The organism is Streptomyces sp. NPDC058674 (assembly GCF_042716505.1).
Taxonomy (GTDB): Bacteria; Actinomycetota; Actinomycetes; order Streptomycetales; family Streptomycetaceae; genus Streptomyces.
In genome coordinates, this window is the sequence record NZ_JBHXSC010000079.1 from 17,886 (window position 1) to 29,082 (window position 11,197).

Annotated in this window: 11 protein-coding genes; 7 read left to right on the top strand and 4 right to left on the bottom strand. The window is 71.1% G+C overall.

All coding sequences use genetic code 11. The annotated features are described in order from the left end of the window. Window positions 1-256 precede the first annotated feature (256 nt). Window positions 257-565: a co-chaperone GroES gene (gene groES / locus ACFWU6_RS29370; protein ID WP_266934835.1), complete on the top strand. Its 309-nt coding sequence runs from the start codon at window positions 257-259 to the stop codon at window positions 563-565. A gap of 136 nt (window positions 566-701) precedes the next feature. Beyond that, entirely contained in the window at window positions 702-2,330 is a 1,629-nt protein-coding gene (groL, locus tag ACFWU6_RS29375) for a chaperonin GroEL (protein ID WP_383811990.1), read from the top strand. Between the two features lie 105 nt (window positions 2,331-2,435). Here groL and ACFWU6_RS29380 read toward each other — a convergent pair whose 3' ends face one another. The 3 genes from ACFWU6_RS29380 to ACFWU6_RS29390 all read right to left on the bottom strand — a co-directional run bounded on the left by ACFWU6_RS29380 (window position 2,436) and on the right by ACFWU6_RS29390 (window position 4,693). Beyond that, complete coding sequence (locus ACFWU6_RS29380) at window positions 2,436-3,134, bottom strand: ester cyclase (RefSeq protein WP_383811991.1); 699 nt, start codon at window positions 3,132-3,134, stop codon at window positions 2,436-2,438. Window positions 3,135-3,214: 80 nt separating this feature from the next. Further along, window positions 3,215-3,988 carry an SDR family NAD(P)-dependent oxidoreductase gene (locus ACFWU6_RS29385; protein WP_383811994.1) on the bottom strand — a complete coding sequence of 258 codons (774 nt, stop codon included), beginning with the start codon at window positions 3,986-3,988 and terminating at the stop codon, window positions 3,215-3,217. A gap of 9 nt (window positions 3,989-3,997) precedes the next feature. Further along, window positions 3,998-4,693, bottom strand: a complete 696-nt coding sequence (locus tag ACFWU6_RS29390; protein ID WP_383983981.1) for an MOSC domain-containing protein — start codon at window positions 4,691-4,693, stop codon at window positions 3,998-4,000. 97 nt (window positions 4,694-4,790) lie between these two features. Between ACFWU6_RS29390 and ACFWU6_RS29395 the strand changes: the two genes are divergently transcribed. Beyond that, complete coding sequence (locus ACFWU6_RS29395; RefSeq protein WP_383811996.1) at window positions 4,791-5,690, top strand: LysR family transcriptional regulator; 900 nt, start codon at window positions 4,791-4,793, stop codon at window positions 5,688-5,690. Window positions 5,691-5,805: 115 nt separating this feature from the next. Here the strand turns inward: ACFWU6_RS29395 and ACFWU6_RS29400 are convergent, their stop codons facing one another. Further along, window positions 5,806-6,132 carry a WhiB family transcriptional regulator gene (locus ACFWU6_RS29400; protein ID WP_383811998.1) on the bottom strand — a complete coding sequence of 109 codons (327 nt, stop codon included), beginning with the start codon at window positions 6,130-6,132 and terminating at the stop codon, window positions 5,806-5,808. A gap of 379 nt (window positions 6,133-6,511) precedes the next feature. Between ACFWU6_RS29400 and ACFWU6_RS29405 the strand changes: the two genes are divergently transcribed. The 4 genes from ACFWU6_RS29405 (at window position 6,512) to ACFWU6_RS29420 (ending at window position 11,065) form a co-directional block, all read left to right on the top strand. Further along, complete coding sequence (locus tag ACFWU6_RS29405) at window positions 6,512-7,123, top strand: response regulator transcription factor (protein WP_003948568.1); 612 nt, start codon at window positions 6,512-6,514, stop codon at window positions 7,121-7,123. Between the two features lie 358 nt (window positions 7,124-7,481). Further along, a complete protein-coding gene (locus tag ACFWU6_RS29410; protein ID WP_383812000.1) occupies window positions 7,482-8,111 on the top strand; it encodes a sigma-70 family RNA polymerase sigma factor in 630 nt (209 codons plus the stop codon). 174 nt (window positions 8,112-8,285) lie between these two features. Continuing rightward, window positions 8,286-9,785 (top strand): IMP dehydrogenase, encoded by a 1,500-nt coding sequence (guaB, locus tag ACFWU6_RS29415; protein ID WP_383812002.1) that lies wholly within the window; start codon window positions 8,286-8,288, stop codon window positions 9,783-9,785. 155 nt (window positions 9,786-9,940) lie between these two features. Continuing rightward, the gene (locus tag ACFWU6_RS29420) at window positions 9,941-11,065 is read left to right on the top strand and encodes a GuaB3 family IMP dehydrogenase-related protein (RefSeq protein ID WP_383812004.1); all 1,125 of its coding nucleotides are present in this window, start codon (window positions 9,941-9,943) and stop codon (window positions 11,063-11,065) included. Window positions 11,066-11,197 lie beyond the last annotated feature (132 nt).

An 11,197-nucleotide genomic window follows, 5' to 3' on the forward strand; every position in this document is an offset into this window, starting at 1 on the left:
GTCCTCCCCGGGGTTCCTTCGCACCGCACGGCGGGCGGGCGGGAGGGGGTCGGGGAGGGGGTCGGAACGACACCACCGGCGGCGAGAATTGGCACTCCGCTTGACCGAGTGCTAATCGCCGGAATAGTGTCGCACCTGGCACTCACCACTGGCGAGTGCCAACACAGCGACAGGCAGGTCCGGCACCCGCGACGACGGATCGACCTGGTCGCCCTCAGACAGTTAACCCCGGATCTCCGAAGGGGGAGGTCGGATCGTGACGACCGCCAGCTCCAAGGTTGCCATCAAGCCGCTCGAGGACCGCATTGTGGTCCAGCCGCTCGACGCCGAGCAGACCACGGCCTCTGGCCTGGTCATCCCGGACACCGCGAAGGAGAAGCCCCAGGAGGGCGTCGTCCTCGCGGTTGGCCCGGGCCGCTTCGAGGACGGCCAGCGTCTTCCGCTGGACGTCTCCGTCGGCGACGTCGTGCTGTACAGCAAGTACGGCGGCACCGAAGTGAAGTACAGCGGCGAGGAATACCTCGTCCTCTCGGCCCGCGACGTGCTCGCGATCGTCGAGAAGTAATTCGCTTCCAGATTTTGTTTGAGCTGCGCCCCTGGTCACCCTGCTGATGCCGGGCGGCGAGGGGCGCAGTTCGTTCTAGGCGGTGGAGGTCGCGGTGAGCGGCCGAGGATCGCAACGAGAGGACTGAACCGCTCCCATGCCGAAGATCCTGAAGTTCGACGAAGACGCCCGTCGCGCCCTCGAGCGCGGCGTCAACAAGCTTGCCGACACGGTCAAGGTGACGATCGGCCCCCGCGGCCGCAACGTCGTCATCGACAAGAAGTTCGGCGCCCCCACCATCACCAACGACGGTGTCACCATCGCCCGCGAGGTCGAGCTGGACGACCCGTACGAGAACCTGGGCGCGCAGCTCGTGAAGGAGGTGGCGACCAAGACCAACGACATCGCGGGCGACGGCACCACCACCGCCACCGTGCTGGCCCAGGCGCTGGTCCGCGAGGGTCTGCGCAACGTCGCCGCGGGCGCGTCCCCGGCCGCCCTGAAGAAGGGCATCGACGCCGCGGTCAAGGCCGTGTCCGAGGAGCTCCTCGCGACCGCCCGTCCGATCGAGGACAAGTCCGACATCGCCGCCGTGGCCGCGCTCTCCGCGCAGGACCAGCAGGTCGGCGAGCTCATCGCCGAGGCGATGGACAAGGTCGGCAAGGACGGTGTCATCACCGTCGAGGAGTCCAACACCTTCGGCCTGGAGCTGGAGTTCACCGAGGGCATGGCCTTCGACAAGGGCTACCTGTCCCCGTACATGGTCTCCGACCAGGAGCGTATGGAGGCCATCCTCGATGACCCGTACATCCTGATCAACCAGGGCAAGATCTCCTCGATCCAGGACCTGCTGCCGCTGCTGGAGAAGGTCATCCAGGCCGGCGCCTCCAAGCCGCTGCTGATCATCGCCGAGGACGTCGAGGGCGAGGCGCTCTCCACGCTCGTCGTCAACAAGATCCGCGGCACCTTCAACGCGGTCGCCGTCAAGGCCCCCGGCTTCGGTGACCGCCGCAAGGCGATGCTGCAGGACATCGCCACCCTCACGGGTGCGACCGTCATCGCCGAGGAGGTCGGCCTCAAGCTCGACCAGGCCGGTCTGGACGTACTGGGCACCGCCCGCCGCGTCACGATCTCCAAGGACGACACGACCATCGTCGACGGTGGCGGCAGCCACGAGGAAGTCGTCGGCCGTGTCAACCAGATCAAGGCCGAGATCGAGTCCACGGACTCCGACTGGGACCGCGAGAAGCTGCAGGAGCGCCTGGCGAAGCTCGCCGGCGGCGTCTGCGTCATCAAGGTCGGCGCCGCCACCGAGGTGGAGCTCAAGGAGAAGAAGCACCGTCTCGAGGACGCCATCTCCGCGACCCGCGCCGCGGTCGAGGAGGGCATCGTCTCCGGCGGTGGCTCCGCGCTCGTCCACGCCGTGAAGGTCCTCGAGGGCAACCTCGGCCTGAGCGGCGACGAGGCCACCGGTGTCGCGGTCGTGCGCCGCGCCGCCGTCGAGCCGCTGCGCTGGATCGCCGAGAACGCGGGCCTCGAGGGCTACGTCATCACGGCGAAGGTCGCGGAGCTCGACAAGGGCCAGGGCTTCAACGCCGCCACCGGCGAGTACGGCGACCTGGTCAAGGCCGGCGTCATCGACCCGGTGAAGGTCACCCGTTCCGCGCTGGAGAACGCCGCCTCCATCGCCTCCCTGCTGCTCACGACCGAGACCCTGGTCGTCGAGAAGCCGGCGGAGGACGAGGGCGACGCCGGTCACGGCCACGGTCACGGCCACAGCCACTGATCGCAGCTCCACGCTCCACGCTCCACGTTCCACGAGAAAGCCCCGGTCACCGCTGCCAAGCGGGGGTGACCGGGGCTTCCCCGTGCCGGGCGCTGGTCGGGGCGGCTAGCCGGGCATCATGCCCATCTGCCGCATGAGGCCGGGTGCGTCGTAGTACCACCAGCCCTCCGCGATCTCGCCGTTCTCCATCCGGAAGGTCGTGCAGCCCGACATCGCGACCTCCTTGCCGGTCGGCGCGACGCCCATGAACTCGCCCTGGTGGGTGCCCTTCCAGTCCCACAGGGTCGTGACGCAGTCGCCCTCGGCGATCTGGCGCGTCATGTCGAAGGAGAAGTCGAAGGCGTCCCGCCACATGGCCACGCTGCGCCGGAACGCGGCCCGTCCGTCGCCCCCGCCGCCGGTGCCCACGATGTCGTGGTGGGCGTATCCGGCGGCGAAGCACTCCTCGACGGCGTCCAGGTCGCCCTTCTCCGCGATGTCCTCGAAGACCCGCCGCACGATGAGCTTGTCGAGGTGCTCGTCGCGGACCACGTCCAGGTTCATGAACTTCGGCATGCCCTCGCAGAGGGCCACCATGTCCTGGAACATCTGGTCCGTCTCCGGGAGCCGGGAGTTCTTCATGGCCTCCTCGTACGACGGGAACTCGACGAGGTCGAGGTAGTGCGAGCCGGACTCGCGGTCCCGGCCGATCATGGTGTGGGTGACCGTGCGCCGACCGCTCGTCCGCTCCGCGTAGCGGTCGATGAGGGCGTTCATCTCGTCGAACCGCATGGTCTCGTAATCGATCACTTGCACGAATGTCATCGTGTCGCCTCCCGCGGTGGATGGGACACCTCCAGTTTAGGTAGGTTTCACCCGTTCGGCGGGTTTGTTCGCTCCCGTGCCTACTGGGGGCCGTACTTGCGCCCCGTGCGCGAGGACACCCCGCCCAGCAGGCCGCGCGGAGTCAGCTTCACCACGCTCATCAGCGCCTTGTACCGCGGGTCCGGGATCGACACGGACTTGCCCCGGGCCAGGTCGGCCAGGGCCGCGGTCACCAGCTTGTCGGCGTCCAGCCACAACCAGCCCGGGATGTTGTCGGTGCCCATCCCGGCCCGCTCGTGGAACTCCGTCCGCACGAACCCCGGGCACAGCGCCATCAGGCGCACCCCGGAACCCGCCAGGTCCTTCGCCGCGCCCTGGGTGAACTGCACGACCCAGGCCTTGCTGGCCCCGTACGTGCCGCGCGGCAGGAAGGCCGCCACCGAGGCCACGTTGATCACGCCGCCGCGGCCGCGCGAGCGCATCGACGCGCAGGCGGCCGAGGTCAGCCGCAGGACGGCCTCGACGTGCACCTTCAGCATGGTCAGCTCGTCGGCCATGGAGACGTCGAGGTAGCGGCCCTTGTTGCCGAAGCCGGCGTTGTTCACCAGCAGGTCGACCGGGTGCGTCCGGTCGGCCAGCCGCTCCTCGACCGCCGCGATGCCCTGCTCCGTGGAGAGGTCGGCGACCAGCACCTCGGCCTCGATGCCGTGCCGGTCGTGCAGCTCGGTCGCCTGGGCGCCGAGCCGCTTGGTGTCCCGTGCCACCAGCACGAGGTTGTGGCCCTGGGCGGCGAGCCGCCGGGCGAAGGCGGCGCCGATGCCCGCCGTGGATCCCGTAATCAACGCAGTCGTCATAGGCGCAACCTAGCCGCCCGGGGTGACGGCCCGGCGTGCCCCGTGCTTGCGCGCGTACGCGAGCGCGGTCTCGCGCACCTCGGGCGCCAGGGCCTCGCCCGCCGCGAGCACGCGCGGCAGCAGCACGCGCTCGGTGGTCCAGGCGCGGAACAGGAACGCCGAGGTCACCTCGTGCTCCGGGCGGTGCAGGACCTCGATCCCGTCGCCGGGGGAGATCCGGCCCTCGCGGACCACCCGCAGGTACGCACCCGGACGGCGCTCCCGGGTGAACCGCTTGACCCAGCCGGGCACGCCCATCACCCCCTGGAAGGTCCGGCACGGGATGCGGGTGGAGGACACCTCCAGGACCAGTTCGGGCCCCACCCGCCAGCGCTCGCCGAGCAGCGCGCCGCTCACGTCCACCCCGCTGGTGGTGAGGTTCTCGCCGAAGGTCCCGGCGGGCAGCTCGCGGCCCAGCTCGCGCTCCCACCAGTCCAGTTCCTCGCGGGCGTACGCGTACACGGCCTGGTGGTCGCCGCCGTGGTGGCGCCGGTCGCAGACCGCGTCGCCCTCCAGGCCGCTGCCGGCGCCGGCGGCCCTCGGGCCGGGGGCGGACACCCGGACCGGCCCCGGGACGGGGCGCTTGCCCATGCCGGTCAGCCCGTCCGGGGCGTCGCTGTAGTCGACGGCCGTGGCCCGGCCGAGGTTCACGGAGATCAGATGCATGGAGCCCATGCGGACACACGCTAGCCGAGCGACCACCGGCCCCAAAGAGTCGCGCGGATATTCGCACCGGAATCAAAGCAGGGCTTATGCTCGTGGGGTGATCGAGGCACGTCATCTCCGCGTCCTGCGCGCCGTCGCCGGGACGGGCTCCTTTTCCGCGGCCGCCCGCGAACTGGGCTGCACCCAGCCCGCCGTCTCCCAGCAGATGAAGGCGCTGGAGCAGTCGGCCGGCACCCCGCTGCTCATCCGCACCGGCCGCGAGATGCGGCTCACCCAGGCGGGCGAGGCCCTGGTCCGGCACGCCGCGGGGATTCTTGCCGGACTGACCGCCGCCGAGGAGGAGGTCGCGGCCATCGCCGGGCTGCGCGCCGGCCGGGTCCGGCTGGTGTCCTTCCCCAGCGGCAGCTCCACCCTGGTGCCGACGGCGCTCGCGGCGATGCGCGCCGAGCACCCCGGGACCCGCATCTCCCTCGTCGAGGCGGAACCGCCGCGGTCCGTGGAGATGCTGCGCGAGGGCGACTGCGACGTCGCGCTGGCCTTCCGGTACGGCGGGTCCGCCGGATCGGCCGCGGAGTGGGAGGACCTGGTGGTCCGGCCGCTGCTCACCGACCGGCTCGTCGGGCTGGTCCCCGAGGGGCACCGGCTGGCCGGGGCCGAGCGCGTGGGCATGGCGGAGCTGGCCGACGAGCCGTGGATCGCCGGGTGCCCGCGCTGCCGCCGCCATCTGGTGGAGGTGTGCGAGGGCGCGGGCTTCACCCCGCGCATCGACTTCGCCACCGATGACTACCCCGCCGTGGTCGGACTGGTCGGCGCCGGGCTGGGCGTGGCGGTGCTGCCGGAGCTGGCGGTGGAGTCCGTACGGGCCAAGGGCGTGAGCACCGTGGCCGTGGAGCCGGCCGTCGAGCGGGAGGTCGTGGCGCTGACCCTGCCCGACCTGGCCCGGGTCCCGGCCGTGGCCGCGACCCTGGCCGAGCTGGTGCGGGCCGCCGCGCGCTGACGCACGCACGGCGGTGCGTTCGGCCGGACGGGTGGCGCCCCGGCCGGGGAAGGCCGGCGCGACGGGCGCGCCGACCTTCGAAGAAACGTTCCTTCGGCGTTTCCCGGGAGTCCGGTCAGTGCGGCGTGATCGGTCCGATCACGGTCGACGCGGGGATCAGGCGGTGCCGCGCGCGGCCCATCAGCTCCTCGCGCTCGTCCTCGGTGAGGCCGCCCCACACCCCGTAGGGCTCGCGGACGGCCAGGGCGTGCGCGGCGCATTCCGAACGCACCGGGCAGCGCATGCAGACCTCTTTAGCCGAGGTCTCGCGCGCACTCCTGGCCGCGCCCCGCTCGCCTTCCGGGTGGAAGAAGAGGGAGCTGTCGACCCCGCGGCAGGCGGCGAGCAGCTGCCAGTCCCAGAGGTCGGCGTTCGGTCCGGGGAGCCGTGAGAAATCTGCCATGGGTAGTCCTCTTGGTGCCGGTACTGAGGCGGATAGGGTCCATGTCTCCACATCTACTGTCTGAGTAGATGTAAATATGACCTATTGGGAATCTAGCCTCAGACACGTGCCGAACGGAAGGAAAGCCGCCAAATAGGGCATAGCTCCAGACGGAGGACAAGTTGCGCGTGGCTCCTGCACCGTGATCGCTTCCTCACGTAGAGTGCCGAAGGTGTCCGTCCGACCCGTAACTCTTTCGAGTGACCATCGTTGAGAGTGCGAAGGCGGTTGAACCAATAAGTTCTCGGACGGGCGTCCGGGGGCATCGACCGCACAGGTGACGATACGTACCAGCCTGGAGGCTCAAGGTGACGCGCATCAGCAGCTGCGGAGGGCGGTCATGACATCCGTCCTCGTCTGCGACGATTCCCCGCTTGCCCGAGAGGCGCTCCGCCGCGCGGTTGCCACCGTGCCCGGCGTCGAGCGTGTGACGACGGCTGCCAACGGCGAGGAGGTCCTCCGCCGCTGGGGTGCCGACCGCTCCGACCTGATCCTGATGGATGTCCGGATGCCCGGCCTCGGCGGTGTCGAGACGGTCCGCCGCCTCCTGTCCGCCGACCCGGGGGCCCGCATCATCATGCTGACGGTCGCCGAGGACCTGGACGGCGTGGCCCTCGCGGTCGCCGCCGGTGCCCGGGGCTACCTGCACAAGGACGCCTCGCGCGCCGAGTTGCGGGCCACGGTCACCCAGGCCCTCGCCGACCCGACCTGGCGACTGGCCCCGCGCCGGCTCCGCTCGGCCGAGATGGGCGCCGCACCCACGCTCACCGCGCGCGAGATCCAGGTGCTGGAGGGCATGAGCCACGGCCGGTCCAATGCGGAGATCGGGCGCGAGCTCTTCCTCTCCGAGGACACGGTCAAAACGCACGCCCGCAGGCTGTTCAAGAAGCTCGGCGCCTCCGACCGGGCGCACGCCGTGGCCCTCGGCTTCCGCTGGGGCCTGGTGCGCTGACCGCACGGGTCGCGGACGGGTCCGCCGTCGGCGGACCGCCCCGAGAGGTCCCGTCCGCCTCCGGCGGGCGGGGCGGCGTACGCCGGACCCGTCCCGCCGTACCCGCCTCTCCGCACCCGGTGCGCACCCGGGAATCGGCGGGTCACGATCCGGGGGACGTGTCGCTTCGTGCGCGATGCCGCATCCTTGAGGGTGTGCCACATTCTTGGAGATGTGGGGTCCCCGTCCTCGGGGACCATTCGGCCGAGCGGGAGGGGAGGCGCAGAGTATGAGTTCCGGCGCACCCGCTCATAACGCTTCGATGCACAACCGGGGCCACGGTGCCGCGGATTCTCCGGCGCCAAGGCACCATGGATTGATGCGCGACGACGAGGCCCTGGGGTCACCCGCGGCCACAGGCCCCACCGGCGCCGCCAAAGGCGGCAGTGCCGGGGCCGTCAGCGCGCTCGTACGCCGGGCGGTCGAGGGCGACGAACAAGCCACGCACGACCTGCTCGCCTTCGTGCACCCCCTCGCGATCCGCTACTGCCGCAGCCGGCTGTCACGCCTTCCGGGTGACGCTCGTCACTTCGTGGAGGACCTGGCGCAGGAGGTCTGCGTCGCGGTCCTGATGGCCCTGCCGCGCTACCGGGACACCGGGCGGCCGTTCGAGGCCTTCGTCTTCGCCATCGCCGCGCACAAGGTCGCGGACCTGCAGCGGGCCGCGATGAGGCATCCGGGCAGCACGGCCGTGCCGTCCGACGAGATGCCCGAGCGCCCGGACGACTCGCTGGGTCCGGAGGAGCGGGCGCTGCTCAGCAGCGACGCCGCCTGGGCCAAGAAGCTGCTGGCCAACCTCCCGGAGAACCAGCGCGAGCTCCTCGTCCTGCGGGTGGCCGTCGGGCTGACCGCCGAGGAGACCGGGCAGATGCTCGGCATGTCGCCCGGCGCGGTGCGGGTGGCCCAGCACCGGGCGCTCAGCCGACTCCGGGCGCTCGCCGAACAGTGAGCCGTGTGCGGGGCGGCGCCGCGGGCGCGCGGCGAGGTGTGCGGCCGACCTTGCGGTGATCCCCGCCTCGTAGGAAGCGACGAAACTTCAGCCCGGTCTTCGTCGTGGAATGAGACGCTGCGGTATCCCGTTAGCATGGACATCCGCGCTTAGCAAGACCATTGGGAAGGTGTCATGACCGCCGACGGAGTGCCCGACAAATTCGCCACGCTCGGACTGACCTACGACGACGTGCTGCTGCTGCCGGGCGCGTCGGACATGTCGCCTGACGCGATCGACACCTCTTCCCTCATCTCGCGGAACGTCCGGGTGAACGTTCCGCTGCTGTCCGCCGCCATGGACAAGGTCACCGAGGCCCGCATGGCCATCGCGATGGCCCGCCAGGGCGGCGTCGGCGTGCTGCACCGCAACCTCTCCATCGCCGACCAGGCCAACCAGGTCGACCTGGTCAAGCGCTCCGAGTCCGGCATGGTCACCGACCCGATCACGGTGCACCCCGACGCGACCCTCGGCGAGGCCGACCGGCTCTGCGCGAAGTTCCGCATCTCCGGCGTCCCGGTCACCGACCCGGCGGGCAAGCTCCTGGGCATCGTCACCAACCGCGACATGGCCTTCGAGTCGGACCGCAGCCGCCAGGTGCGCGAGGTCATGACCCCGATGCCGCTGGTCACGGGCAAGGTCGGCATCTCCGGCGTGGACGCCATGGAGCTGCTGCGCCGACACAAGATCGAGAAGCTTCCGCTGGTCGACGACGCGGGCATCCTCAAGGGCCTCATCACGGTCAAGGACTTCGTCAAGGCCGAGAAGTACCCGAACGCCGCCAAGGACAAGGACGGCCGGCTGCTCGTCGGCGCGGCCGTCGGTGTCGCCGGCGACGCGTACGAGCGGGCCCAGGCCCTGATCGAGGCGGGCGCCGACTTCATCGTCGTCGACACCGCCCACGGCCACTCCCGGCTGGTCGGCGACATGGTCGCCAAGATCAAGTCGAACTCCGGCGTGGACGTCATCGGCGGCAACGTCGCCACCCGCGACGGCGCCCAGGCACTGATCGACGCCGGCTGCGACGGCATCAAGGTCGGCGTCGGCCCCGGCTCCATCTGCACCACCCGCGTCGTCGCCGGCATCGGCGTCCCGCAGGTCACCGCCATCTACGAGGCCGCGCTCGCGGCCAAGGCCGCAGGCGTCCCGGTCATCGGCGACGGCGGCCTGCAGTACTCCGGCGACATCGCCAAGGCGCTCGTCGCCGGCGCCGACACCGTGATGCTCGGCTCGCTGCTCGCGGGCTGCGAGGAGTCCCCGGGCGAGCTGCTCTTCATCAACGGCAAGCAGTTCAAGTCGTACCGCGGCATGGGCTCGCTCGGCGCGATGCAGTCCCGCGGCGACCAGCGCTCCTTCTCCAAGGACCGCTACTTCCAGGAGGGCGTGGGCGGCGACGACAAGCTCATCCCCGAGGGCATCGAGGGCCAGGTGCCCTACCGCGGTCCGCTCTCCGCGGTGGTGCACCAGCTGGTCGGCGGCCTGCGCCAGTCGATGTTCTACGTCGGCGGGCGCACCGTTCCCGAGCTCCAGGACCGGGGCCGCTTCGTGCGGATCACCTCCGCGGGCCTCAAGGAGAGCCACCCGCACGACATCCAGATGACGGTGGAAGCACCGAACTACAGCCGCAAGGGCTGACGGCGCCAGTGACGGGGGCGGGACCGGAGGGAGATCCGGGCCCGCCCCTTCGCCGTTCCCGCGCCGCCGGGTCGTCCGTACAGCGGTCACCGAAACGCAGTCCTCCGCCCGTCGGGGATACTGGACGGGCAGACCCACAGGAAAGGCCACCACACGTGACTGAGATCGAGATCGGGCGCGGCAAGCGCGGCCGCAGGGCGTACGCGTTCGACGACATCGCCATCGTCCCGAGCCGGCGTACCCGGGACCCGAAGGAGGTCTCGATCGCCTGGCAGATCGACGCGTACCGCTTCGAGCTCCCCTTCCTGGCCGCCCCCATGGACTCGGTCGTCTCCCCGCAGACCGCGATCCGCATCGGCGAGCTCGGCGGCCTCGGCGTGCTGAACCTCGAAGGCCTGTGGACCCGGTACGAGGACCCGCAGCCGCTGCTCGACGAGATCGCGGAGCTGGACGGGGCGAGCGCCACCCGCCGTCTCCAGGAGATCTACGCCGCCCCCATCCAGGCGGACCTGATCCGGCAGCGCATCAAGGAGGTGCGCGACTCCGGTGTCGTCACCGCCGCCGCCCTCTCCCCGCAGCGCACCGTCGAGTTCTCCAAGGCCGTCGTCGAGGCGGGCGTGGACATCTTCGTGATCCGCGGCACCACCGTCTCGGCGGAGCACGTCTCGGGCGCGGCGGAGCCGCTGAACCTCAAGCAGTTCATCTACGAGCTCGACGTCCCCGTCATCGTGGGCGGCTGCGCCACCTACACGGCAGCCCTGCACCTGATGCGGACCGGCGCCGCGGGCGTCCTGGTCGGCTTCGGCGGCGGCGCCGCGCACACCACGCGCAACGTGCTCGGCATCCAGGTCCCGATGGCGACCGCCGTCGCGGACGTCGCGGCGGCCCGCCGCGACTACATGGACGAGTCCGGCGGCCGCTACGTGCACGTCATCGCCGACGGGGGCGTGGGCTGGTCGGGCGACGTCCCGAAGGCCGTGGCCTGCGGTGCGGACGCCGTGATGATCGGCTCGCCGCTGGCGCGTGCCTCGGACGCGCCCGGCAAGGGCAACCACTGGGGCATGGAGGCCGTCCACGAGGACGTGCCGCGCGGCAAGAAGGTCGACCTGGGCACCGTCGGCACGACCGAGGAGATCCTCACCGGACCGTCGCACTCCCCGGACGGCTCGATGAACATCTTCGGCGCGCTGCGCCGCTCGATGGCCACCACCGGCTACAGCGAGCTCAAGGAGTTCCAGCGGGTCGAGGTCACGGTCGCGGACGCGCAGCACAGCCGCTGACCCGCCGCACGTCCGTACGCCGGAGGGCCGGCACCCCGCTCGGGGTGCCGGCCCTCCGGGGGTAGGGGGGGGCCGGGGGGAGTGGGTGTCCTGATTGGCGGCGGCGCGCGCGAGGAAGGCGCCGCAGGCGCG